Here is a 24,950-nt window from a genome sequence, read left to right on the forward strand (position 1 = left end):
CCTGTCTGTTCAAGGCTTGATCCAGACCGTCAGTTCGACAGTTGAATCTGATACGAGTCAGAAAGAGATTATTTGCGCTTCCAGTACTTTTGCATTTCCAGAAACAGGAAGGATGCGGTCCACGTGATGAGCACCAGCCCGGTAAGGGCTTGTAGACCGGTCAGGTATTTGAGGTTGCCCACTGGCGAAATATCGCCGAAGCCGATTGTCGTGTACGTCGTAAAGGAAAAGTAAACGCAGTCCATCAGCGAACCGTCGAAGTTACCCGTCAGGCTGCCCCATTTCCCTGAGTGCACCATCAGGTAATAGACCAGCGCAAAGCACCAGACCTCTATGGCGTGGGCCAGGAGGGCGCCGAATACGCCAACCACGATTCTGAAGCGGTTCCACACCTTGAGCCGGGGTAGCCAGTCATTCAGGCGTAACAGGCATTCGTAGTGGATCGCTACGACGATGATGACCACCAGTGTATTGATCAGCGTGACTGCCAGCATGGCAAATCTCCAGCGTTAGGGGAGGTGGTGCATCAGAGTACTTCTACGCCAGGAAGCTGGATAATCGTTGAACTGAATCAACAAAGGTTCAAGTAATCGAAAGCCAGTCGTTCGGTTAACGATAGCTGTTGATTAGTTGATAAAAGTCAGATCTCCCACGGCATAACGCCAAATAATCGAACTGCCGCTTTCCAGTCGCAACAAGTCGACGGACGATTATGAACACGTACCTGTTCATTGTATTGCGGGGCACTTTTTGCTGGCTGCAGTCACGAGTTCGCTCGAAGTAACAAGCATTTGACTCAAGGCCCAGACAGCCAGGCGGGTTTGCACTCAGGCAGGTTTCAGGGCGAGGTATGTGATGCTCAAGCTCAAACGCATTCTATTGATAGCCCCCAGCGAAATGACCCTGACCCCGGCGTTTGAGCGTGCACATGCCTTGGCGGGTGCAACCGGTGCCTTATTGCACATTGTCGCGTTCGATTATGTCCAGGCCCTGGCGGTAGCCGGTCTGCTTGACCATGACGCGATGGCACAGGCACGAGAAGGCTATCTGCAGGTTCACCGTCATTGGCTGGAGCAGCAGGCCCGGTTTCAACGATGCGGCGGCATACAGGTGACCACCGAAGTGGTCTGGGCCAAGTCGAGCCTGACAAACCTGCTGGAGTACGTGAACGACTTTCTTCCGGACCTGGTGATCAAGGACACCCATTATGTGCCGGCACTTGACCGTGCCTTTCACCGGCCTGTGGACTGGCGACTGCTTCGCGAGTGTCCGACCCACCTGCACCTGGTGACCAGCGCCAAAAATCCCAAGCCCTTGAAAATTCTCGCGGCGATCGATCTGTCCCATCTGGAAGAGCTCACTCAGGGATTGAATGACCGAATACTCGACCTGGCCTCTACTCTGGCGGCCAGTTGCGGTGCGCAGTTGCACTTGCTTAACGTCAGTCGTTGGTCAGAGATAAGCGATGCGCCGATGAGTGTACCGACAGGCAGTCTTGATGACAGTTTGAGAGACGCTATCGAGGATGCCCAACAAGAGGCTTTCGATGTGCTTGCCGAGCGCTACTGCATCAAGGATGCCCGTCGACATTTATTGACGGGCTCCCCCCACAAGGTTATCGCACTGTTCGCTCAACAGCATGCTTTCGACATGGTAGTGCTGGGCACGGCTTATCACCATGGGCCTGAGCGGTTTATCGGCGATACCGCCGAGAGCGTGTTGAACCGGGCACCGTGCAGTTTGATGATCGTCAAACCATTATCGGGGGGCAGGATGTAGGAAGGCGGGAAATCGGGATGGTTTTGTCACACTTTGAGTGTGGTCGTATGTTCGCCAAACCCCGGAAACGACAAAGCCCTGAATAATCAGGGCTTTGTCGTATAAAGATGGCGGAGGCGATGGGATTCGAACTCATGGACCTGTTACAGTCGACGGTTTTCAAGACCGTTGCCTTAAACCACTCGGCCACACCTCCGTTTGCGTTGCGGGCGCCATAATACCTGAATGAAACACACTGTCAAACTCTCTGCATAGCTAGTTACAGAGTGTCTGTTATGATCTTTGCGACTGAACGTTTCAAACCAACAGGAGTGTCGCCATGCGCGAACAGGATTACGCAGTTAATAACAGCGTGCAGGCTGAGCAGCTAGAGGTTAGCCGCGTCCTGCGCAACACATACGGCTTGCTCGCCCTGACCCTCGCATTCAGTGGTGTGATGGCCTACGTTGCCCAGCAGATGCGTGTTGGCTACCCGAATATCTTCGTGGTGCTGATCGGCTTCTACGGCCTTTTCTTCCTCACCAACAAACTCCGTGATTCCGCCTGGGGCCTGGTGTCGGCATTTGCCCTGACCGGTTTCATGGGTTTCCTGCTTGGTCCGATCCTCAACCGTTACCTGGGTATGCAGGGCGGCGCTGAAGTGGTCAGCTCGGCCTTCGCGATGACCGCGCTGGTGTTCGGTGGCCTGTCGGCCTATGTGCTGATTACCCGCAAGGACATGAGCTTCCTCGGCGGTTTCATCACGGCAGGCTTCTTTGTGCTGCTGGGTGCGACGCTGGCGAGCCTGTTCTTCCAGATCAGCGGCCTGCAACTGGCGATCAGCGCAGGTTTCGTGCTGTTCTCCTCGGTGTGCATTCTGTTCCAGACCAGCGCCATCATTCACGGCGGTGAGCGCAACTACATCATGGCCACCATCAGCCTGTATGTATCGATCTACAACCTGTTCGTCAGCCTGTTGCAGCTGTTCGGCATCATGAGCCGTGATGACTGATCGTCGGCCTTGAAGTAAAAAACCCGCTCAGGCGGGTTTTTTATTGCCTGGAAACCAGGGTTACTCGGTAATGACAATGCTGCCGTCAGCTTGCTGGCGGTAGATGGTGTATGGCAGCAGCAAGGTGTCCATCGCCCCGGACACGACCACGTCAAGCAGCACGACGGCGGGGGCGGGGCCATGTATCTGTGCATCCCGACCCTCTTCGAGGGGCGCGTTCAGCATGCAAAAGTTGTAGGTCACGCCGCTGTAGATTCGCGGTACCGCGCCGCAGTAACTCTTTTGTTCCTTGAGACTTTTCGACGCTACTTCATCACTGCGCACAACCGTCTGAATCGTGCCGCAACCCGCAAGCATCATAGCCACCAGTAGCATTGCCTGAGTTTTCATACCGTCAATCCTTCGCCGGAAACCATCAATCTACTGCAGCCTGAAACAAATATCACTCACGCCATGGGCGGTAACCGGCGCTTGACCGGGGTTTTCTTGACGATGGCCGTGTTGGTTTCAGCGTGGGTGTTGAGGCGGTCGAGCAGGGTGTCCAGTTGCTCCATCGAGCGCACGTGCAGGCGTGCGATGAAACAGTCGTCGCCGGTCACCTTGTCGCACTCGGTGAATTCGGGAATGGCCATGATTTGCCGCTCCACCTCTTGCAACTGGCCCGGCAACGGGCGAATACGCACGATGGCCTGGAGTTGATAGCCGAAGCTTTTCGGGTCGATTTCAACGGTGTAGCCCTTGAGCACGCCGCGCTCTTCCAGGCGGCGCAGGCGCTCGGCGACGCTGGGGGAGGACAGGCCGCTGATTTGCGCCAGGGCCTTGAGCGAGCGTCGCGAGTCTTGCATCAGGGCCGTGATCAGCACTTGGTCGATGTCATCGGTCATGGCGAACCCTCTGTTAGGCATTTTTTCAAAATTGCCTTTGTAAAAAAGGCTGACTCAGAGTTTAGCCTGCTTTCTGCTATGGAGTAGCCCCCGGCTGCATTGGCATACTTTGGTCACAAACACAGGAGTCTGATGATGGACAAAACCCTACGCCGCGGTTCGTTTGAAATGACGGCCGCCATGCTGATCTCCGGCACCATCGGTTGGTTCGTGCTGGTGTCCGGGCAACCGGTGCTGGATGTGGTGTTCTGGCGCTGCCTGTTCGGTGCCGGCACCTTGCTGTTGATTTGCGCCGCCTTCGGCTTTCTGCGCCCTGGTATTCTGACCCGCACCACGTTTTTGCTCGCGGTGCTCAGCGGGGTGGCGATCGTCGGCAACTGGGTGTTGTTGTTCGCGTCCTATTCCCGGGCGTCGATTGCCATCGGCACCGCCGTCTATAACGTTCAGCCGTTCATGCTGGTCGGGCTGGCGGCGCTGTTTCTCAACGAAAAGATCACCGCGCAGAAAATGCTCTGGCTGGGTGTGTCGTTTCTCGGGATGCTGGCCATCGTCAGTGCCCATGGCAGCCAGGGCGAGAGCGGCAGCGATTACCTGACGGGCATTGCCCTGGCGTTGGGCGCGGCGTTTCTCTATGCGATTGCCGCGCTGATCATCAAGCGTTTGACGGGTACGCCACCGCACTTGATTGCGCTGATCCAGGTCGGCACCGGCGTGTTGTTGCTCGCGCCATTGGCGAATCTTTCGACACTGCCGCAGGCGCCAAGCGCATGGGCCAGCCTGGTGACACTGGGCATGGTGCACACTGGTGTGATGTATGTGTTGCTGTACGGCGCCATTCAAAAACTGCCGACTGCGCTGACGGGGGCGCTGTCCTTCATCTACCCGATTGCGGCGATTTTCGTCGACTGGTTTGCCTTCGGCCATCGCCTGGAGCCGCTGCAGTGGATCGGCGTCGCGGCGATTCTGCTGGCCGCTGCCGGTATGCAGCAAGGCTGGTCACTCAAGTTTCGGCGCACGGTGACGCCGTAACCCATCTCGCCGGCGTCAGATGTTCCAGCGCGGCGCGTTCCAGGCCAGGCGCTGGCGCATCTCGCCGATGTTGGCAGCCAGTTGTTGGGTCAGCAGGCGATAGCCGTCCAGTCTGTTGTAGACCGGTGCATCGAGGCTGACCAGCGGCACTTCCATGGGCCGATCGAGGCGCTGGGCGGCGCCTGATTTCAACGCCCGGGCCATGCCGATCAATTGCACGCGAATCTGCCGATGTTCGGCTTTCAATGCCGTTTGCAGGAGCGTCATGGCCTCGGGGTCATTGGCATCCGGTCGGGTATTGCCAAGGATTTCCAGGGTGCTGACGCACATGCGCAGGTTGCGCTGGATGGCATCGAGCTCGGTCATGGAAATCTTCACTTCCTTGGACACCGACGGCATCAGTGAGCGCAGTTGCACCATCGCCGCATTCAGGCGCGTCATGAGCTTGAGGTGTTCGTCGGCGGTGATGGCCTGGCCGTCAATGATGCGCCCGTAGACTTTCGCGCAATCACGCAGGGCATCGGCCAGGTTGTAGCGCCAGGAATACACCGCATACAGCGGCAGGGCGAAGGAAAACGCCAGGGCCAGGGCAATGCCGATCAGGATATCCACCCCGCGCCACAAGCCATCGGTGACCGGGTTGTCGCCATGCCCCGCGACGATGAACACGGTAATCGCCGACAGCAGCGCGGTGTAGCCGCCCTTGCCGATGGCGTGATACGAGAAGAACCCGCAGACCACCGACATCGCGAAATAGGTCAGCCAGGGCATTCCTAGCCAGGCCTGTTGTAGCACCAGCGCCAGGCCGACACCGGCGCCGATCAGGGTGCCGATGGCGCGCTCGGCGGCTTTCTTGCCGATGTTGCCGTGGTGCTGCAAGCCGCCGATCACCACCAGCATGGTCACCGACGCCCATTCGCCGTGGGGCAGTTTGATCCCGGTGGTCAGCAGGATCGTCGCCAGCAAGCCGAGCGACACCCGCACCGCATGGATCACCCGGGCATGGCGGTAGCGCCGGTACGGGTCCAGCAACGGACGCAGCAATCGGCGCAGCAGCGGTGGCAGTCGATCGGCTATGGATGTACTCAGGCTGGCTCTCCTCAGAAGATGTAGTCGGTGGTCAGGAAGCTCGAACTGCGACCACTGATGATCTCGCTGATCAGGTCCTTGTTGGTCTCCTGGAACTTGGTGGCCACCAGCGTGCGGATCGAAAACACCCGTAGTGCGTCATGCACCGACAGGGTGCCTTCGGCCGAGTTCTTGCGACCATTGAAGGGGTAGGTGTCCGGTCCGCGCTGGCATTGGGCATTGAGGTTGATGCGCCCGACCTGGTTGGCAAAGGTGTCCACCAGCCGGCCGACCGCCACCGGATTGGTGCCGAAGATGCTCAACTGCTGGCCGAAGTCCGACTCCAATACGTAGTCGATCACGGTATCCAGATGACGGTACGGCACGATGGGGATGACCGGGCCGAACTGTTCTTCCTGATAAACCCGCATCTGCGGTGTGACCGGGTACAGCACCGCCGGGTAGAAGAACGACGCCCGGGCCTCGCCACCGTTGGGGTTGACCACCCTGGCGCCTTTGCTCTCGGCATCTGCCACCAGGGCATGCAGGTAGTCGACCTTGCCCGATTCCGGCAGGGGCGTCAGGGCTACGCCACTTTCCCAGGGCATGCCGGGCTTGAGGTTGGCGAGCCTGGCATTGAATTTGTCGATGAAGGACTCGACCACGTCTTCGTGAACAAACAGGATCTTCAGGGCGGTGCAGCGCTGGCCATTGAAGGACAGCGAACCGGTCACCGCTTCACTGACCGCATTGTCCAGATCCACTTCCGGCAGGACGATGCCCGGGTTCTTCGCATCCAGGCCCAGCGCCGCGCGCAAGCGGTGGGGTTTGGGGTGGAGTTTTTTCAGGTCGCTGGCGGCCTTGTTGGTGCCGATGAAGGCGAAGATGTCGATCTTGCCGCTGGCCATCAGCGCACTGACCGTCTCGCGGCCGCTGCCATAGATGACGTTGATCACTCCGGCCGGGAAGCTGTCGCGGAAGGCTTCCAGCAGCGGGCGAATCAGCAGCACGCCGAGTTTCGCCGGTTTGAACACCACGGTGTTGCCCATGATCAGCGCCGGGATCAGCGTGGTGAAGGTTTCGTTCAGCGGATAGTTGTAAGGCCCCATGCACAGGGCGACGCCCAGCGGCACACGGCGGATCTGGCCGAGGGTGTCCTGTTCCAGTTCGAAACGGCTGGAGCGGCGATCGAGCTCTTTGAGCGCGTTGATGGTGTCGACGATGTAGTCGCAGGTGCGGTCGAACTCCTTTTCCGAGTCCTTGAGGTTCTTGCCGATTTCCCACATCAGCAGCTTGACCACGGCGTCGCGCTGCTCGCGCATGCGCCCGAGGAAGGTTTCGACGTGCTGGATGCGCTCGGCCACGCGCATGGTCGGCCACAATCCCTGGCCGCGGTCGTAGGCGCGCACGGCAGCGTCGAGGGCGGTCAATGCTGTGTCGGCATCGAGCAGCGGCGTGCTGCCAAGGATCACTTGCTCGTCACCGTTGGCACCGGTCAAGTACACCGGGCTGCGGACCTGGGCCAGTGGCCCGTTCCAGGTTCTCAGGACGCCATCGACCAGGTACTCACGCTGTTCGGTCTGGCCTTCAAGGCGATACTTTTCCGGGACGTCGGCGGGGCTCGGGAACAGGTTCTGGAGAATATTGGCTGTGGTCATGTCGTTACCCCTCTGGATTGGGTGATGCACTGATGAATCGTTTTAGCAGACCTCAGCAACCCTTGTCATGACTCATCTCAGCGTTTTGCCGTTCGCGGGTTTATCGGTGCCCTGCGTCATGGCCACAGAAGCCCACTCGCCACAGAAGCCACTTGCCATATTAGTCCACTTACCACCGAAGCCCCTTTGCCACAGGTTCCTGGCCTCCGACGGCACACAAAACCTCACACACCGGTTAAACTCCATGCTCTTTTCAAGGAGTTCATATGAGTCATTACCAGCCGGGCATTCTCGCCACCCCCGTTCCACCTCAAGCCCGCCATATGTTCTTCGCGCTCGAATCCGCCGCTGCACTGCCGGCTGCGCTCGATAACCTGCAAGGGCTGGTGGACGGCAAGTCGGTGGTGGCCGGCTTCGGCGAGTCCCTGGTCAAGGCGCTGGACGGGCAGATCGACGGTCTGCGGCCGTTCCCGGCGCTGACGGGCGTCGGCGTCGACAATCCGTCGACCCAACACGCGCTCTGGTGCTGGCTGCACGGTGAGGACCGTGGCGAGTTGCTCAACCGCAGCAACGCCATCACAGCGGCACTGGCCCCGGCGTTGCGCCTGGTGCAGATGAACGAAACCTTCCGCCACATGACGGGCCATGACCTGACCGGCTACGAAGATGGCACCGAAAACCCCCACGACGAAGCCGCAGTGGCTGCTGCACTGGTGGCTGAAGGCGCGGACGGCCTGGTGGGTGGCAGCTTCGCCGCGATCCAGCAGTGGCAGCATGACTTGAAAGGTTTCCATGGGCTGTCGGCGGATGAGAAAGACAACATCATGGGCCGCCGCCTGAGCGATAACGAAGAGATCGACGATGCGCCGGTTTCCGCCCACGTCAAACGCACCGCCCAAGAAAGTTTTGCGCCCGAGGCCTTCGTGGTGCGCCGCTCGATGCCGTGGATCGAAGGTGACCGCGCCGGCCTGATGTTCCTGGCCTTCGGTTTTTCCCTCGACGCCTTCGAAGCCCAGCTGCGCCGCATGAGTGGCCTGGAAGACGGCATCACCGACGGCCTGTACCGCATCAGCCGTCCGGTCACCGGTGGCTACTACTGGTGCCCGCCGCTCAAGGACGGTCGACTGGACCTGCGCGCATTGCGTATCGACTGAACGGCAAGGAGAGCCTATGAACCTGGTGCGCTGGGGCATGATCGGTTGTGGCAGTGTCGCTGAACGCAAAAGCGCACCGGCCTTCTACAAAGCGCCCGGATCGGCGCTGGTGGCGGTGATGGGGCGGCGCCTGGAAGCCGTCACCGACTACGCCGCGCGCCACGGCATCGCGCGGGTTTATACCGATGCGCATGCGCTGATCAACGATCCCGAAGTCGACGCCGTATACATCGCCACACCGCCCGACAGCCATCACGCCTATGCCTTGCAGGTGGCCGCCGCCGGCAAGCATTGCTGCGTCGAGAAACCGATGGCGCTCAACGCCGGGCAAAGTCGCGAGATGCAACAGGTGTTTGCCGATGCCGGGTTGCATCTGTTCGTGTCCTATTACCGGCGTTCGCTGCCACGCTTCCGGCAAGTGCGGCAATGGCTGGAGGAGGGGCGGATCGGCGAGGTCCGGCACTTGAGCTGGACCCTCACCAAAGCCCCGTCGGCAGCGGATCTTGCGGGCGCGGACAACTGGCGTACCGATCCGGCGATTGCCGGTGGTGGCTACTTCGCCGATCTGGCCAGCCATGGCCTGGACCTGTTTCAGTACCTGTTTGGCGATATCGTCGAAGTCGCCGGGCTCACTGCACGGCAGGCCGGTTTGTACGCGGCCGAAGATGCCGTCAGCGCCACTTGGCGGTTTGCCAGCGGGGCACTGGGGATGGGCTGCTGGAACTTCGTCGCCGATCGCCGCGAAGACCGGGTCGAAGTGATTGGCAGTCAAGGCCGGATCAGCTTTTCAGTGTTCGACGAGCACCCGGTCGAGTTGCACGCCGACGAACACCTCAGCCTGACCATCGAGCATCACGCGCACATTCAGTGGCACCATGTGTTGGGCATGAATGCACATATTCGTGGTGAGGCGCAGCATCCGGCGGTAGCCGCAGAGGCGCTGAAGACTGATTGGGTGATGGACCGGATTCTCAAGCGCGGCTGAGCAAGGTCAAAAGATCGCAGCCTGCGGCAGCTCCTACAGATACACCCAATCCCTGTAGGAGCTGCCGCAGGCTGCGATCTTTTGCTTAACCTTATTCTCAAACAGTATTTCTCAATCCCCACACGGCCTCTCTAAGATCACGTCATAACTCGTTATAACAAGTGATCTGCCATGCCCGATAACGTTCTATCCCTGAGCAGCGTCCCGCTGCACACCCAGCTGCGAGACGTGCTGCGCGCCCGCATCCTCGACGGCCAATACCCGCAAGACAGCCAGATGCCTTCCGAAAGCGAGCTTGGCGCCTTGTTCAAGGTCAGCCGCATCACCGTGCGCCAAGCCTTGGGTGACCTGCAAAAGGAAGGGCTGATCTTCAAGATCCACGGCAAGGGCACTTTCGTCGCCAAACCGAAAACCTTCCAGAACGTCAGCACCCTGCAAGGCCTGGCCGAGTCCATGACCGGTCGCGGCTACGAGGTCATCAACCGCCTGCGCAGCTTCAAATTCATTGCAGCCGACAAGCTTGTCGCCGAGCGTTTGCAGGTCGAGGAAGGCGAGATCGTGGCGCAGATCAAGCGGGTGCGCCTGATCAATCGCGAGCCGATTTCCCTGGAAATCACCTACCTGCCCAAAGCCGTTGGCGAGCGTCTGGAAAAGGCCGATCTGGTCACCCGCGACATTTTCCTGATCCTGGAAAACGACTGCGGCCTGGCACTCGGTCACGCTGACCTGGCCATCGATGCGGTACTGGCCGACAGCGACCTGACCCAGGCGCTGAACGTCGAACCCGGCTCGCCGATCATGCGCATCGAGCGTCTGACCCACGACGCCGAAGGCCGGCCGCTGGACTTCGAACACCTTTACTACCGTGGCGATGCCTTCCAGTACCGCCTGCGGATCGACCGGCAAAAAGGGGATCAGGCATGACGCGCAGCACGTTGGAGCAGGAATACGACATCGTCGTGATCGGCGGCGGCACCGCCGGCCCGATGGCGGCGATCAAGGCCAAGGAACGCAACCGCGACCTGCGGGTGTTGTTGATCGACAAGGCCAACGTCAAGCGCAGCGGTGCGATCAGCATGGGCATGGACGGCCTGAACAACGCGATCATTCCCGGCCACTCGACGCCTGAGCAGTACACCAAGGAAATCACCATCGCCAACGACGGCATCGTCAACCAGGCCGCGGTGTACGCCTATGCCACCCACAGCTTCGAGACGATCGAGCAACTGGACCGTTGGGGCGTTAAGTTCGAGAAAGACGAAACCGGCGACTACGCGGTGAAAAAGGTCCACCACATGGGCGCTTACGTGTTGCCGATGCCGGAGGGGCACGACATCAAGAAAGTCCTGTACCGCCAGCTCAAGCGCGCGCGGGTGAGCATCACCAATCGGCTGGTCTGCACCCGTTTGCTGACGGACGAGGAGGGCGCGGTCAACGGTGTGATGGGTTTCGATTGCCGCACGGCGGACTTCCATGTGATCAAGGCCAAGGCGGTGATCCTCGCCTGCGGTGCCGCCGGCCGCCTGGGCCTGCCGTCCTCGGGCTACCTGATGGGCACCTACGAAAACCCGACCAATGCCGGCGACGGCTACTCGATGGCCTACCACGCCGGGGCCGAGCTGGCGAACCTGGAATGCTTCCAGATCAACCCGCTGATCAAGGATTACAACGGCCCGGCCTGCGCCTACGTCACCGGCCCCCTGGGTGGCTACACCGCCAACAACAAGGGCGAACGCTTCATCGAGTGCGACTACTGGAGCGGGCAGATGATGTGGGAGTTCCATCAGGAGCTGGAGAGCGGCAACGGTCCGGTGTTCCTCAAGCTCGATCACCTGGCCGAGGAAACCATCCAGAATATCGAAGAGATCCTGCACAGCAACGAGCGTCCGAGCCGGGGCCAGTTCCATGCCAATCGCGGTACCGACTACCGCACACAGATGGTCGAGATGCACATCTCGGAAATCGGTTTTTGCAGCGGGCATTCGGCGTCGGGGGTGTGGGTCAACGAGAAGGCCGAGACCTCGGTCAAGGGCTTGTACTCGGCGGGGGACATGGCGGCGGTGCCGCACAACTACATGCTCGGTGCGTTCACCTATGGCTGGTTTGCCGGCAACAACGCGGCGGATTTTGTCGACGGGCGTGAGTTTTCCGCGCTGGATGCCGCGCAGATCGAAAGCGAAAAACAGCGGGTCTATGCACCGCTGGACCGCGAACACGGCCTGCCACCGGCCCAGGTCGAGTACAAGCTGCGGCGCTTCGTCAACGACTACCTGCAACCGCCGAAAGTGACAAAGAAGATGCAGATCGGCCTGCAACGCTTCAGTGACATCCAGCGTGACCTCGACCAGATCAAGGCCCACAACGCCCACGAACTGATGCGCGCCATGGAAGTCAGCATGATCCGCGACTGCGCCGAAATGGCCGCCCGCGCTTCATTGTTCCGCGCCGAAAGCCGCTGGGGGCTTTACCACCATCGCGTCGATCACCCGCAACGCAACGACCGCGACTGGTTCTGCCATTGCCACTTGAAGAAGGACGAAAACGGTTTGATGAGCAGTTTCAGGAAAGCCGTCGAGCCTTACATCATCCCGCTGGATGCCGACGAGATGCAGGCCTACGACCGGCTGCGGGTCGGTGCCGATGCGGCTTGATGCCGACAACCCGAGAGAGACCGAACATGGCTTACCAACCCCAGGAAATCTTCTTTCGCTCCAACGCACCGGTCACGGTCGATGAAGACAAATGCATCGCCCACAAAGGCTGCACCGTGTGCGTCGACGTTTGCCCGATGGACCTGCTGGCGATCAACCCGGCCACGCAAAAGGCCTACATGGCGTTCGACGAATGCTGGTACTGCATGCCCTGTGAAAAGGACTGCCCGACCGGGGCGGTGAAAGTGGAGATCCCCTACCTGCTGCGCTGAAACACCGTCCCTGTGGGAGCGAGCCTGCTCGCGAAGAGGCCGGCACAGGCGACATCTCCATTGACTGACCGGACGCCTTCGCGAGCAAGCCCGCTCCCACAGGGGATCGTGGCCAGTTCAAATAATATTTAAAGCCATCCGGCCACCACCGGACGCCTGATTCAAAACACCCCTCGTTTCCCACCACGCCCTGATCGTGGCGGAGACGAACATCCAATAAATGATTCGAGGGGAAACACTCATGATGTTGCGTGCAGCTTTGGCCGGTCTGGTACTGGCTTCCTTCACCCTGTCGGCCTCGGCCGAAACCATCCGCATTGCCATCGGCACCCAGGACACCACCATCAACTGCGCCGCCGGCGGATTGTTGATTCGCGAACTCGGCCTGCTGGACAAATACCTGCCCCACGACGGCCCCTACAAAGACGCCCAATACGAGGTGCAGTGGAAAAACTTCACCAGCGGCGCACCGCTGACCAACGAGATGGTCGCCGGCAAACTCGACTTCGGCGCCATGGCCGATTTCCCCGGTGCGTTCAACGGCGTGGCCTTCGAAACGGCGGGCAAGCACAGCCTGTTCATCAGCGTGTTGTCGGGCAGCACCAAGGGCAGTGGCAACGGCATCGTGGTGCCGAGTGCATCGGGCGTGCAGTCGCTGGCCGAACTCAAGGGCAAGACCATTTCCGTGCCGTTCGCTTCCACCGCCCATGGCATGCTGCTGCGCGCCGTCGCGGCCCAGGGCTGGGACCCGCTCAAGGACGTGAACATCATCGCTCAGCCGCCGGAAGTCGCCGGCTCCGCGTTGCAGGCCGGCAAGATCGATGCTCACGCCGACTTCGTACCCTTCGCCGAGCTGTTCCCCAGCCGTGGTTTCGCCCGCAAGATCTATGACGGCTCCCAGGCCGATGCGCCGACCTTCCACGGTGCGCTGGTCGATCAGGCCTATGCGAAAAAGTATCCGGAAATCGTCGTCGCTTACCTGCGGGCGAGCATCGAAGCCAATCAGTTGCTGGCGGCTGAACCGGAGAAATACAGCGAGTTGATCGCCAAGGTCACCGGGGTCGATGCCGAGGTCAACTACCTGTTCCATGGCCCCCTCGGCGTGCAGACCCGCGACCTGAGCTGGAAGCCGGAATACCGTCAGGCCGTGGGAACTGCCATCGATACTCTCAAGCTGTTGAAGAAGGCCGATCGCGGTCTCGATCTCAACACCTTCATCGACGACCAGTACATCCGTGCCGCCTTCAAGGCCTCGAACCTGGACTACAGCGCGCAGCTTGGGCATTACCAGCAGACGCCGCTCAAGGCTGTCGATGCGGCAAGCGGCAACGCCATCACCGACTTCAGCCATGTGGCGGAAATCTGGGTGCGTGGCGAGCCGAAGGTTCGTCAATACGCCTCGGCGGAATCGGCATTTACCGCGCTGACAGCGTTGAAACAGGAAGGCAAGAACATCCGCGCGGTGTACACCCAGGCCAGCGACAGCGGGATCAAGCTGCTGGCGGATCAGGCGTGGTTTGCCACCGACGGGAAAGGGCGGCTGATCGCGTTCCTGCTCAAAGGCCAGGCCCAACAGTTCGCCACCGCCCAGGGCGGCAAGGTATTCGACTTCACCGATGCCACGACCCAGGCCGTGGCCGCTCGCTAACCCCCAAACACCACTGATCTCCTGTGGGAGCGAGCCTGCTCGCGAATGCGTACTGACATTCAGCATCGATGTCGACTGACCCACCGCTTTCGCGAGCAGGCTCGCTCCCACAGGGATCTCGGTTGAGAGGAATATTTGTGTACCGATCATATGCACGCTGGATTCCCAGAGCCGCTTCACTGCTGCTCTGCCTGCTGTTCTGGCAACTCGCCGCCAGCCACCACTGGAACCTCGGCCTGGTGACCTTCGCCAACGTCCCGACACCCTTGGCGGTCATCGAAGCCGCCTTCGGCCTTGGCGACTCCGGCAAACTCGCCCAGCACCTGGGCAGCAGCCTCGGGCGGGTATTCGCCGGCTACCTCGCGGCGCTGATCATAGGCGTCGCCCTGGGCCTGGCCATCGGTCGCTCGAAATGGGCCGAAGATCTGTTGCTGCCACCCCTGGAGGTACTGCGGCCGATTCCGGCCGTGGCCTGGATTCCCCTGGCGATCCTGATGTTTCCTTCGTCGGAACTGTCGATGGTGTTCATCACCTTCACCGGCGCCCTGTTCCCGATCCTGCTCAACACCGTGCATGGCGTCGAAGGCGTCGACCCACGGCTGATCGCCTCGGCGAAAAGCCTCGGGGCAGGGCGCCGGGCCATCCTGCTGGAGGTCGTTCTGCCGGGCGCGGCGCCGAGCATCATCACCGGCCTGGCCATCGGCATGGGCACCTCGTGGTTTTGCCTGGTGACGGCGGAAATGATCTCCGGCCAATTCGGCATCGGCTATTACACCTGGGAGTCCTACACCATCCAGAACTACGCCGACATCGTCGTCGGCATGTTGCTGATCGGCGTGCTCGGCATGGGTAGCAGCCTGTTGATCAAGCGCCTGGGCGGGCTGTTCACGCCTTGGCATCGACCACGAGGAAAAGCCTGATGAGCGTTTTTCAACACCTGGAAGGACGTATCGATATCCGCGGGTTGTCGATCAGCCTGGGCGAGGGCCACGGGGTTTTCGAAGCGGTGCAGGGCCTCGACTGCCAGATTGAACCGGGGCAGTTCGTGTGCATCCTCGGGCCGTCCGGTTGCGGTAAATCCACCTTGCTCGGGGCGCTGGCCGGCCACCTGCAACCGCGCACCGGCAGCTTGAGCGTGGATGGCGCGCCGGTGTCGGGGCCATCGCCACAACGGGGCATGGTGTTTCAGCAGCACACACTGTTTCCGTGGCGCACGGTGCGTGACAACGTGGCGTTCGGCCTGAAAATGCGTGGCGTCGGCAAGGTCGAACGGCTCAAGGCAGCGGATGAAATCCTCGCCCTGGTGGGCCTCGAAGGTTTTGCCGGGCGCTGGCCCGACCAACTGTCCGGCGGCATGCAGCAGCGGGTGGAAATCGCCCGGGTGCTGGTCAACCGTCCGCGCCTGTTGCTGATGGACGAGCCCTTTGGCGCCCTCGATGCCCTGACCCGATTGAACATGCAGGAACTGCTGCTGGACATCTGGACGCGCATCCGCACCACCGTGGTGTTTGTCACCCATGACATCGACGAAGCGCTATTCCTCGCCGACCGCTTGCTGGTCATGAGCTCGCGCCCCGGGCGAATCATCGAAGACCTGCGCCTGGATTTCCCCCGGCCGCGCAGCACGGAGCTGATGACCCGCCCTGAATTCTCGCATCTGAAGCGCCATTGCCTCGAACTCCTGCGTCACGAAGACGGCCGGCAACTGCCGCGCCTGAATCCGCTCGGACTTCCCCCTGAAAACAAACTGCCGCGATTTGCCCTATGACCTCTCTATTTGATGTAACCGATAACGACGACATTCTGGCCCTGCAACCGCGCCTGACCGATGACGACCCCGGCGTACGCCGGATTGCGCTGATCGAGTTGGCCGATCTCGAGGAGCCGGACGGCCTGCAGTGGTTGATCGATCGACTGGCCGAAGACCCGAGTGCAGACGTTCGCGCCGAAGCCGCCCGGTTGCTGGAAGCCTGGGAGGACGCGCCCGTGGTCGAAGCCTTGTGCCAGGCCCTGACGGATCCATCCCCGGCGGTGCAGGCGGCCGCTGCGCAAAGCCTCAGCCTGCTCAAGAGCGAAGCGGCGGGCCGGGTCATTCTGCCGTGGACCGGGCACGCTGACAGCGGCGTACGCATTGCCGCGTTCCGGGCGTTGCGCGAGTTGCGCTGCCCCGATGCCGCCGATGCGGCGGCCCGGGCATTGGACGATGAAAGCGCCAGCGTGCGCCGCGAGGCGGTGGGCGTACTCGGCTGGCTCAAGCAGCTTGATGCCTTGCCGGCACTGGCGCGACTGGCCAGCGCTGACCCAGACACCGACGTGCGGCGGGCCGCCACCGGGGCGCTTGGCCTGGCGTCTGACGCCCAGGTGCTGCCGGCCCTGCGCCAGGCCTTGCGGGACGATGCCTGGCAAGTCCGCGAAGAAGCCGCCACCACCCTGGGCAAGGTCGGCCACCCCGACGCCGGCCCGGCCCTGGTTGACGCCTTGGGCGACGATTACTGGCAGGTGCGCCTGCGCGCCACCCGCAGCCTCGGTCGCTTGCGTTATGTACCGGCGCTTGAAGCGCTGATCGACACCCTCGACCATCGCATCAGCAACCTGCGCAAGGAAGCCGCGCTGGCCCTCGGCGACCTGAGCGACCCACGGGCCATTGCGCCATTGCAGGCCGCGCAACACGACGGCGACCCTGAAGTGCGCAAGGCCGTGCGCATTGCCTTGAGTCAACTGCAATGAATCCGCTGGCGGTGGGTAATTCGCAGAGTAGGCAGCAGCTGCGATTGAACTGGCCCGATGGTCGCGAACAGTGGCTGGACCACGCCGAACTGCGTCGTCAGTGTCCATGTTCGCAGTGCCGGGCCTTTCGTCTGCGGGGGATGGCGCCGATGGTGGATGCCCGGGTGCGGGTAATCGAACTGAACCCGCAGGGCTATGGCCTGCAACTGGTCTTCAGCGATGGGCATGAGCGGGGGATTTATCCGTGGGCGTATCTGGCTGGACTTACCGACTGAATCGAATCCATTCCTCGGGAGTTGTCGCGATCTGCGGCAGCTCCCCCGTGCGCTTCCAGTGGTTTATGTGGCGAATACAGGTTCAGTAACGGCCCGGATAAACGCATCGTCCACAGTCTTTACTCCATATTTTTGCATGAACTCACTGCCGTTGTTAAAGCGATTGAAACGTTGCTGGCTAATCATATAAAAATAATCACAATGGTTAATGACTTCATCAACATTGTGCGAGGAAACCAGAATGGCGGTGCCCTCCCTGGCAGCGCCGTGAAGACATTGCCAGATATAGTGACGAAATTCTGGATCTACGCCGGCAGTAGGTTCGTCGAGAATCACAAAGTCTGCAGATATTGAAAGAAGAGAAAGAGTAAAGAACCAGCGTGTCTCTCCGTAGCTGCACAGCGATGATTTTTTGTTCCATATGTCTTGGTATCGGTCAACTATCGCTGGGCTCCAGGTACTTAGTTTTTTCAGGGTTTTATCTTGCGTCATGGGCTCGTTTGATGACAGCGCAGATACCATCTTAAAGATGTCACGCATGCGCAGCGATGGGGGCGTGGAGATGATTTGGGAAAGGTATAAAAAGCGAATGAAGTCGTTTTTTATGAAGCCGGATTTTACTTTTTTAAGGTCGCAGACGATATCGAAAAAAGTTGTTTTTCCAGAACCGTTGGGCCCCAGAATGCCGACAATGTCACCTTGAGCAACCTCAAGAGATGCCCGGGTCAAGAGCGGCGTATCGGTATAGGAGAAGTCAATGTTCTGCGCCGTGAATTTTTTCATCAGTACCGGCTCCATACGAGATTGATTCTTAGGTGTTTGAACGTTTTGTACAGTACAAAAATAAACAAAAGAACTATTGCGGCTGTGATGAGTTTGTTGGATTCAAGACCTTGTTCCATTATCTGGCTTGCAAGTGTCAGCGGGTTTGCGAGGTTCAAAGCGTCGGTGATGGGTTTTGATCTGCTGGCACTCATTACTCCGAGGATCAACATGCAGAACGAAAAAATTGAAAGCAAAGTGTTCGAGTTCTGAAAATTGATCGGTAGCAATGAGAAGGCAGCCCCAAAAGTGCAAAACATGATAAAGCAGATGTAAAAGCGTAGTGCGAGATTCAGTAGTTCATCGAAGGCATAGTTTCCAAATGGAAGCTTGGTCGTTAAGTAAAAGGTTGCGCAATAAGCTATTGATATTAGCGAATAGGCAATGAAGTGCGATAAGAGAAAAATCAGTTTTGATTCCCTGGAGTAAATAAATGATCGGGTGAATCCGCTTTCCCTTCTTCCAATTATGTAAAAGGCGAATCCGAATAATGCGACACCTGAAGATATGTAGGCATAAAACCATGCTGAAATCGTAATGTAATTGCTGGAGAAATAGTTGGGGTCTTGCCTGGTTGTTGCGAAAAAATAGAACATTGCACAAGGGGATATCATGATCCAGAAAAAGGCGATGGGTTCTTTTAGTTGTTCTTTGATGAATATGGAGGTTAGGGAGAATACTCTGGGTAAAATGTTTTTAGTCATTGAATGGTATCGCCCTGGGGTTGTTGTTTTTCAGTTCGCTTTCGTTTGTGGTTTGCTGTCTGGCATTGATTAGTTGATTTTGGCGTTGGGTGCAAGTGATGTGGTAGGGGGGTTCTTATGGTTTTTTAAGATGTTTCCTACATGTGATTAGGACGCTTAATGGTTCGGTTTGCTTTTAGTGGAAGTGGGTTCAAATGTGGATTCGTGGAATTCCTTTTTGAAACGGTGTTTTAGTTTTCGGCACAGAGAAATGATCTTGCTATGTTGAGTAAGATATTTCTGTCGGAGTCAGTGCGCGTTTTGTACTTTTTTATGGATTTTTATTTTCTTCAAATGCTGATTTTTTTAGAAAGGCGACGAGCGGCAGGTTTTATCCGTGGACTCACTGGCTGAACCTGCCTCCTGCAGGAGCTGCCGCAGGCTGCGATCTTTTTGCTCTGGTCCCAAGAGATCGCAGCCTCGTTTCACTCGACAGCTCCTGCAAGTCCTTGCCAGGAAAAAGCCAAAAGAGTACAAATGTACTCCATGACGACTCTGACTCCCCGCCGTACCGCCATCCTGACTTTCATCCGCGATCGCATCGCCGAGCACGGTCAGCCTCCGAGCCTCGCTGAAATCAGCGAGGCGTTCGGTTTCGCCTCCCGCAGCGTGGCGCGCAAGCATGTGCTGGCGCTGACCGAAGCCGGGTTTATCGAGGTCAACCCGCATCAGGCCCGGGGCATTCGCCTGCTCGGGCAGCCGCCGCGTCCCGAGTTGCTGGACATCCCGGTGCTTGGTCGGGTGGCGGCCGGTGCGCCGATCGGGGTCGATGCGCAAATCCATAGCCGCTTGCTGCTCGATCCGTCGATCTTCTCGCGGGTGCCGGACTACATGTTGCGGGTGCGCGGTGATTCGATGATCGAGGACGGCATTCTCGACGGCGATCTGGTAGGCGTGCACCGCAACCCCGAGGCGCTCAACGGCCAGATCGTCGTGGCGCGTCTCGACGGTGAGGTCACCATCAAGCGCTTTGAGCGGGTCGGTGAGGTGGTTCGCCTGCTGCCGCGCAACCCGGCCTACCAGCCGATCATTGTGAACGCCGATCAGGACCTGGCCATCGAAGGTGTGTTCTGTGGCCTGGTGAGGCAAGGCTGATGGGTGCCGTCGTTGCGCTGGATACGCTGTTCAATGGCGGCCAGGTCTGGAGGGGCCGGCCTGCGCCGCCGGCCGCCAGCCCGCAGCCCACCGGGCACGCCGCGCTGGACGCGGCATTGCCCAGCGGCGGCTGGCCGGAGGCGGCGCTGACGGAAATCCTGCTGGCCGGGCAGGGCGTGGGCGAGTTGCAACTGGTGTGGCCGACGCTGGCACGGCTGTCTGCGGCGGGCGAACGCATCGTGCTGGTGGCGCCGCCTTATGTGCCATATCCCCAGGCGTGGCAGGGCGCCGGGGTCGATCTGCGTCAGCTGTCGATCATCCGGGCCAGCGAGCGCGATGCGCTGTGGGCCGCGGAACAATGCCTGCGTTCGGGCAGTTGCGGCGCGGTGCTGTGCTGGCCGCACAAGGCCGATGACCGCGCCTTGCGCCGTTTGCAGGTGGCGGCGGAAACCGGCCAGACCCTGGCCTTCGCCTATCGTCCCCTCAGTGAAGCGATCAACCCTTCGCCGGCGGCCCTGCGCATCGCCATCGATGCCCGGCCGGCACAACTGCGCGTGCTCAAGTGCCGCGGCGGCCTGGCCCGTTCGGCGCCGATTGCCTTCGCCGTGGGGCATTGAGGTTGCCATGCGCTGGGTCTGCATTGTTTTCCCGCAATTGGCGCTGGACGCGGCATTGCGTCAGCGCGCCGATCCTGATGAACCCCTGGCGTTGCTGACCGGCCCGGCCCAGCGCCGGGTGCTGCAGGCCGTCAACACTGCGGCGCGGGCGCTGGGTTTGCGTCCCGGCCAGTCCATGAGCGCGGCACAGGCCTTGAGCAAGGGGTTTGCCACGGCTGAATACGACGCCAGTGAAATCGAGCGCTGGCAGCAGTTTCTCGCCGCCTGGGCCTATCGCTTCAGTTCCCAGGTCAGCGTGCATTACCCCCGGGCCGTGGTGTTCGAGATCGAGTCCAGCCTCGGCCTGTTCGGCGCCTGGCCGCAATTCGAAGCGCTTTTGCGCCGTGAGCTCGGCGAACTGGGGTTTCGGCACCGCATCGTGGCCGCGCCCAACCCGGTGGCGGCGCGGGTGCTGGCCAATGCCTATGACGGCCTGGTGGTACCGGATGATCAAGCCTTGCAGCATCACCTGGGGCAGATGCCCGTCGACCGGATCGGCCTCGAAGCACAGGTTGCCACGGCCTTGTCGCGTATGGGCCTGCGCACCTTGAGCCAGGTGCAGGCGTTGCCCCGGCAGAGCCTGGCCCGGCGTTTCGAGGCCCAGGTGCTCAAGCATCTGGATGCGTTGCTTGGCACGCGGCGGCTGGCGCTGGCGTTTTACCTGCCGCCGGACCGCTTCGATGTGCGTATCGAGCTCAATTTCGATGTGCAGTCCCACCAAGCCCTGCTGTTTCCGTTGCGCCGGTTGACGGGCGACCTGTCGGCGTTCCTGTGCGGTCGCGACAGCGGCGTACAGCGTTTCGACCTGCATCTGGAGCACGCCGGGTTGCCGGACACGCTGATCAAGGTCGGCCTGCTCAGCGCAGAGCGTGATCCGGCGATGCTCTTCGAACTGGCCCGGGGGCGGCTGGAGCAAGTCCAGGTCGAGGCGCCGGTGCGCGGTTTTCGTCTGTGTGCCGAGGATTTGCCGACCTTCGTGCCCCAGCATCAGGAGCTGTTCGACGATCGCCCGCAGCAGTCCTTGCCCTGGGAGCAACTGCGCGAACGCCTGCGCGCACGGCTGGGGGATGACGCGGTGCATGGCTTGCGCTTCCAAGCCGATCATCGCCCCGAGTGCGCGTGGCAGGCCAGTGCCGACAGCCAGCCGTGCGCAGCGCTGGGCGCCGTGAAGCGGCCGGGCTGGCTGCTGACCGAACCGCTGGCCGTGCACCAGGGCTCGGCGCGCATCCTCATGGGGCCGGAGCGTATCGAGTCCGGCTGGTGGGACGGTGACGACGTACGCCGTGACTATTACCTGATCGAAACCCGTGCCGGCCAACAGGGCTGGGCCTACCGGGCGGTCGGCGAGGACGGCCCGTTGTGGTTGCAGGGCTGGTTCGCATGAGCCGCGACTATGCCGAATTGCACTGCCTGTCGAACTTCAGCTTCCAGCGCGGTGCCTCCAGTGCCCTCGAGCTGTTCCAGCGTGCGAAAAAACAGGGTTACCAAGCCCTGGCGATCACCGACGAATGCACCCTGGCGGGCATCGTTCGTGCCTGGCAAGCGGCGAAGTCCGTGGAGTTGCCGCTGATCATCGGCAGTGAAATACGCATCGAGAACGGTCCGAAACTGGTGCTGCTGGTGGAGAGCCTCGAGGGCTATCAGGCGCTGTGCCGATTGATCACCCGCGCCCGGCGCCGCACGCACAAAGGCCAGTATCAGGTGCTGCGCGAAGATTTCGGCGAACCGTTGCCGGGGCTGTTGGCGTTGTGGGTGCCGGACGCTGTCGATGCCTTTGCACAGGGCCACTGGCTCAAGCAGGTCTTCGGCGAACGCCTGTGGCTGGCGGTGCAGTTGCATCGCGGTCAGGACGATGGGCAACGCCTGAACGATTTGCTCATACTGGCTCGGGAACTGCGAATTCCAGCCGTGGCCAGTGGCGATGTGCACATGCACGCACGCGGGCGCCGGGCCTTGCAGGACACCATGACCGCGATCCGTCACCACCTGCCGGTGGCCGATGCCGGGTTGCGCCTGCATCCCAACGGCGAGCGCCATCTGCGCAGTCTCGATGTGCTGCAGGCGCTTTACCCGCCGGACTTGCTGGCGCAAACGCTGGTCATTGCCCGGCGCTGCACCTTCGACCTCGGCCAGTTGCGTTATCAATACCCCCGCGAACTGGTGCCGCAAGGGCACTCGGCCACCTCATGGCTGCGTCATTTGACCGAGGAAGGCATCGAGTGGCGCTGGCCAAAAGGGCCGAAAAACGAAGTGTTGGTGCAGATCGATAAAGAGCTGCAACTGATCGCCGAACTGGGCTATGAAAGTTATTTCCTGACGGTCCACGACATCGTCCGCTTTGCCCGCCAGCAACAGATTCTTTGTCAGGGTCGTGGTTCTGCCGCCAACTCGGCAGTGTGCTTCGCCCTGGGGATTACCGAAATCGATCCGGATCGCACCACGTTGCTGTTCGAGCGCTTTCTGTCCAGGGAACGTAACGAACCGCCGGACATCGACGTCGATTTCGAACATGAACGCCGCGAAGAAGTCTTGCAGTACGTGTTCCAGCGTTATGGCCGGGCCCGCGCCGCGCTGACGGCGGTGGTCAGCACTTACCACGCCGCCGGTGCGGTACGGGATGTGGCCAAGGCATTGGGCTTGCCGCCGGACCAGATCAACGCCCTGGCCGATTGCTGCGGTCACTGGAGCGATGAAACGCCCCCCGTCGAACGCCTGCGTGAAGGTGGCTTTGACCCGCAGAGCCCGGTGCTGCACCGGGTACTGAGCCTGACGGGGCAGTTGATCGGCTTCCCCCGGCATTTGTCCCAGCACCCCGGCGGTTTCGTGATTTCCGAGCAGCCGCTGGACAGTCTGGTGCCGGTGGAAAACGCCGCCATGGCCGAGCGCACCATCATCCAGTGGGACAAGGATGACCTCGACGCAGTGGGCCTGCTCAAGGTCGATATCCTGGCGCTGGGCATGCTCAGCGCGATTCGCCAATGTTTCGATCTGCTGCGCCGGCACCGGGGGCTGGACCTGAGCCTGGCGACCATCCCGCCCGAGGATGCGGCCACCTACGAAATGATCGGTCGGGCCGACACCATCGGCGTGTTCCAGATCGAGTCCCGGGCGCAGATGTCGATGTTGCCGAGGCTCAGGCCCAAGACGTTTTACGATCTGGTGATCGAGGTCGCCATCGTTCGGCCAGGGCCGATCCAGGGCGGCATGGTGCACCCGTACCTGCGGCGACGGAACAAGGAAGAGCCGGAGGCGTATCCGTCGCCGGAACTGGAAGTGGTGCTCAAGCGCACCCTTGGCGTGCCGCTGTTTCAGGAGCAGGTGATGCAGATCGCCATTGTCGCCGCCGACTACAGCCCCGGCGAGGCTGATCAGCTACGCCGCTCCATGGCCGCCTGGAAACGCCATGGCGGACTCGAACCGCACAAGGAGCGGCTGGCCGCCGGCATGAGGAAAAACGGCTACACCGCCGAGTTCGCCGCGCAGATCTTCGAGCAGATCAAGGGCTTTGGCAGCTACGGTTTTCCCGAGTCCCACGCCGCCAGCTTTGCCTTGCTGACTTACGCCAGTTGCTGGTTGAAATGCCACGAGCCGGCGGCCTTTGCCTGTGCGCTGATCAACAGCTGGCCGATGGGGTTCTACAGCCCGGACCAGATTCTGCAGGATGTTCGGCGTCATCATTTGCAGGTTCGCCCGGTGGACGTGCGCGCCAGTGACTGGGATTGCAGCCTGGAACCGATCAGCGGTACGCAACCGGCGCTTCGCTTGGGGCTACGCATGATCAAGGGCTTTCGTGAGGACGATGCCCGACGCATCGAAGCGGCCCGTTCGCAAGGCGCGTTCACCGACATCGCCGACCTCGGCGAGCGGGCACGGCTCGATGCCCGCGCCCAGGAGCAACTGGCCGATGCCGGAGCGTTGCGTGGCCTGGCCGGCGACCGCCACCGGGCACGCTGGGAAGTGGCCGGAGTACAAAAGCAGCTGGGTTTGTTTGCCGGCCTGCCGAGCCAGGAGGAGGACGCGGTGGCGCTACCCAAACCCACCGTGGGCGAGGACCTGCAAGCCGATTACGCCAGTGTCGGCACCACTCTCGGGCCGCATCCGCTGGCCCTGTTGCGTGGTGAGTTGAAGGCGCGGCGCTGCCGCAGTTCGAAAGAGCTGCTGGACGTCGAGCACGGTCGGCCGGTCAGCGTCGCCGGGCTGGTCACTGGCCGACAACGACCGGCCACCGCCAGCGGCGTGACTTTCGTCACCCTCGAGGACGAATTCGGCAACGTCAACGTGGTGGTGTGGCGCGACCTGGCCGAGCGCCAGCGCCAGGTGCTGGTCGGCTCGCAGTTGCTCAAGGTCGACGGGCGCTGGGAGAAGGAGGGCGAGGTCCGGCATCTGATAGCCGGGCGCTTGAGTGACCTGAGTGCGTTGCTCGATGGCATCACTGTGCGTAGCCGGGATTTCCATTAATACCGCAGTTCCTGTGGGAGCGGGCTTGCCCGCGAAAGCGGAGTGTCAGACACGT

General features: G+C 60.8%; 23 protein-coding genes and 1 tRNA gene. 17 read left to right on the top strand and 7 right to left on the bottom strand.

Annotated features, from left to right (window positions below):
* Positions 1 to 68: 68 nt before the first annotated feature.
* Positions 69 to 494, bottom strand: a complete 426-nt coding sequence (locus ACXX83_RS08540; protein WP_458548119.1) for a potassium channel family protein — start codon at positions 492 to 494, stop codon at positions 69 to 71.
* Positions 495 to 855: 361 nt separating this feature from the next.
* Between ACXX83_RS08540 and ACXX83_RS08545 the strand changes: the two genes are divergently transcribed.
* Positions 856 to 1,779: a universal stress protein gene (locus ACXX83_RS08545; protein ID WP_407801569.1), complete on the top strand. Its 924-nt coding sequence runs from the start codon at positions 856 to 858 to the stop codon at positions 1,777 to 1,779.
* A gap of 108 nt (positions 1,780 to 1,887) precedes the next feature.
* Here ACXX83_RS08545 and ACXX83_RS08550 read toward each other — a convergent pair.
* Positions 1,888 to 1,975, bottom strand: a tRNA-Ser gene (locus ACXX83_RS08550).
* Positions 1,976 to 2,098: 123 nt separating this feature from the next.
* On the opposite strand from ACXX83_RS08550, the gene ACXX83_RS08555 reads away from it, so the two are divergent.
* The gene (locus tag ACXX83_RS08555; RefSeq protein ID WP_015094846.1) at positions 2,099 to 2,770 is read left to right on the top strand and encodes a Bax inhibitor-1/YccA family protein; all 672 of its coding nucleotides are present in this window, start codon (positions 2,099 to 2,101) and stop codon (positions 2,768 to 2,770) included.
* 60 nt (positions 2,771 to 2,830) lie between these two features.
* Here ACXX83_RS08555 and ACXX83_RS08560 read toward each other — a convergent pair whose 3' ends face one another.
* Complete coding sequence (locus tag ACXX83_RS08560; protein ID WP_458548120.1) at positions 2,831 to 3,160, bottom strand: YceK/YidQ family lipoprotein; 330 nt, start codon at positions 3,158 to 3,160, stop codon at positions 2,831 to 2,833.
* A gap of 56 nt (positions 3,161 to 3,216) precedes the next feature.
* Positions 3,217 to 3,654 carry an Lrp/AsnC family transcriptional regulator gene (locus ACXX83_RS08565; protein WP_015094848.1) on the bottom strand — a complete coding sequence of 146 codons (438 nt, stop codon included), beginning with the start codon at positions 3,652 to 3,654 and terminating at the stop codon, positions 3,217 to 3,219.
* A gap of 135 nt (positions 3,655 to 3,789) precedes the next feature.
* On the opposite strand from ACXX83_RS08565, the gene ACXX83_RS08570 reads away from it, so the two are divergent.
* Positions 3,790 to 4,683 (top strand): DMT family transporter, encoded by an 894-nt coding sequence (locus tag ACXX83_RS08570; RefSeq protein WP_458548121.1) that lies wholly within the window; start codon positions 3,790 to 3,792, stop codon positions 4,681 to 4,683.
* Positions 4,684 to 4,698: 15 nt separating this feature from the next.
* On the opposite strand, the gene ACXX83_RS08575 is transcribed toward ACXX83_RS08570, so the two are convergent.
* Both ACXX83_RS08575 and ACXX83_RS08580 read right to left on the bottom strand, forming a co-directional pair.
* Positions 4,699 to 5,739 carry an FUSC family protein gene (locus ACXX83_RS08575; RefSeq protein WP_458550172.1) on the bottom strand — a complete coding sequence of 347 codons (1,041 nt, stop codon included), beginning with the start codon at positions 5,737 to 5,739 and terminating at the stop codon, positions 4,699 to 4,701.
* A gap of 44 nt (positions 5,740 to 5,783) precedes the next feature.
* The gene (locus ACXX83_RS08580) at positions 5,784 to 7,409 is read right to left on the bottom strand and encodes an NADP-dependent glyceraldehyde-3-phosphate dehydrogenase (RefSeq protein ID WP_407801560.1); all 1,626 of its coding nucleotides are present in this window, start codon (positions 7,407 to 7,409) and stop codon (positions 5,784 to 5,786) included.
* A gap of 266 nt (positions 7,410 to 7,675) precedes the next feature.
* Between ACXX83_RS08580 and ACXX83_RS08585 the strand changes: the two genes are divergently transcribed.
* From ACXX83_RS08585 to ACXX83_RS08630, 10 genes are all read left to right on the top strand, one after another.
* Positions 7,676 to 8,563 carry a Dyp-type peroxidase gene (locus ACXX83_RS08585; RefSeq protein ID WP_217838177.1) on the top strand — a complete coding sequence of 296 codons (888 nt, stop codon included), beginning with the start codon at positions 7,676 to 7,678 and terminating at the stop codon, positions 8,561 to 8,563.
* A 16-nt stretch (positions 8,564 to 8,579) separates the two neighbouring features.
* Entirely contained in the window at positions 8,580 to 9,548 is a 969-nt protein-coding gene (locus ACXX83_RS08590) for a Gfo/Idh/MocA family protein (protein ID WP_458548122.1), read from the top strand.
* 171 nt (positions 9,549 to 9,719) lie between these two features.
* A complete protein-coding gene (locus ACXX83_RS08595) occupies positions 9,720 to 10,472 on the top strand; it encodes a GntR family transcriptional regulator (protein ID WP_458548123.1) in 753 nt (250 codons plus the stop codon).
* Entirely contained in the window at positions 10,469 to 12,199 is a 1,731-nt protein-coding gene (locus ACXX83_RS08600) for a fumarate reductase/succinate dehydrogenase flavoprotein subunit (RefSeq protein ID WP_015094855.1), read from the top strand. The genes ACXX83_RS08595 and ACXX83_RS08600 overlap by 4 nt, the downstream gene beginning before the upstream one ends.
* A 26-nt stretch (positions 12,200 to 12,225) precedes the next feature.
* On the top strand, positions 12,226 to 12,471 hold the full coding sequence (locus tag ACXX83_RS08605) for a 4Fe-4S dicluster domain-containing protein (protein ID WP_003180418.1): 246 nt from the start codon (positions 12,226 to 12,228) through the stop codon (positions 12,469 to 12,471).
* 241 nt (positions 12,472 to 12,712) lie between these two features.
* Entirely contained in the window at positions 12,713 to 14,119 is a 1,407-nt protein-coding gene (locus ACXX83_RS08610; protein WP_458548124.1) for an ABC transporter substrate-binding protein, read from the top strand.
* Positions 14,120 to 14,256: 137 nt separating this feature from the next.
* The gene (locus ACXX83_RS08615) at positions 14,257 to 15,039 is read left to right on the top strand and encodes an ABC transporter permease (RefSeq protein ID WP_015094857.1); all 783 of its coding nucleotides are present in this window, start codon (positions 14,257 to 14,259) and stop codon (positions 15,037 to 15,039) included.
* Positions 15,039 to 15,887, top strand: coding sequence for an ABC transporter ATP-binding protein (locus tag ACXX83_RS08620; RefSeq protein ID WP_217838181.1), 849 nt, complete (start codon positions 15,039 to 15,041; stop codon positions 15,885 to 15,887). Before ACXX83_RS08615 ends, ACXX83_RS08620 begins: the two co-directional genes overlap by 1 nt.
* Complete coding sequence (locus tag ACXX83_RS08625) at positions 15,884 to 16,846, top strand: HEAT repeat domain-containing protein (RefSeq protein WP_458548125.1); 963 nt, start codon at positions 15,884 to 15,886, stop codon at positions 16,844 to 16,846. Before ACXX83_RS08620 ends, ACXX83_RS08625 begins: the two co-directional genes overlap by 4 nt.
* Positions 16,843 to 17,121, top strand: coding sequence for a DUF971 domain-containing protein (locus tag ACXX83_RS08630; protein ID WP_217838183.1), 279 nt, complete (start codon positions 16,843 to 16,845; stop codon positions 17,119 to 17,121). Before ACXX83_RS08625 ends, ACXX83_RS08630 begins: the two co-directional genes overlap by 4 nt.
* A gap of 63 nt (positions 17,122 to 17,184) precedes the next feature.
* Here ACXX83_RS08630 and ACXX83_RS08635 read toward each other — a convergent pair whose 3' ends face one another.
* Positions 17,185 to 17,904 carry an AAA family ATPase gene (locus tag ACXX83_RS08635; RefSeq protein WP_458548126.1) on the bottom strand — a complete coding sequence of 240 codons (720 nt, stop codon included), beginning with the start codon at positions 17,902 to 17,904 and terminating at the stop codon, positions 17,185 to 17,187.
* A 1,259-nt stretch (positions 17,905 to 19,163) separates the two neighbouring features.
* Between ACXX83_RS08635 and lexA the strand changes: the two genes are divergently transcribed.
* The 4 genes from lexA to ACXX83_RS08655 are packed head-to-tail and all read left to right on the top strand — an operon-like array spanning position 19,164 to position 24,895.
* The gene (gene lexA / locus ACXX83_RS08640) at positions 19,164 to 19,781 is read left to right on the top strand and encodes a transcriptional repressor LexA (RefSeq protein WP_217838186.1); all 618 of its coding nucleotides are present in this window, start codon (positions 19,164 to 19,166) and stop codon (positions 19,779 to 19,781) included.
* Positions 19,781 to 20,398, top strand: coding sequence for a translesion DNA synthesis-associated protein ImuA (imuA, locus tag ACXX83_RS08645; protein ID WP_007973327.1), 618 nt, complete (start codon positions 19,781 to 19,783; stop codon positions 20,396 to 20,398). The genes lexA and imuA overlap by 1 nt, the downstream gene beginning before the upstream one ends.
* 7 nt (positions 20,399 to 20,405) lie before the next feature.
* Positions 20,406 to 21,821, top strand: coding sequence for a Y-family DNA polymerase (locus ACXX83_RS08650; protein WP_458548127.1), 1,416 nt, complete (start codon positions 20,406 to 20,408; stop codon positions 21,819 to 21,821).
* Positions 21,797 to 24,895, top strand: coding sequence for an error-prone DNA polymerase (locus tag ACXX83_RS08655; protein WP_458548128.1), 3,099 nt, complete (start codon positions 21,797 to 21,799; stop codon positions 24,893 to 24,895). The genes ACXX83_RS08650 and ACXX83_RS08655 overlap by 25 nt, the downstream gene beginning before the upstream one ends.
* Positions 24,896 to 24,950 lie beyond the last annotated feature (55 nt).

It is taken from the genome of Pseudomonas sp. GNP012, assembly GCF_054343835.1.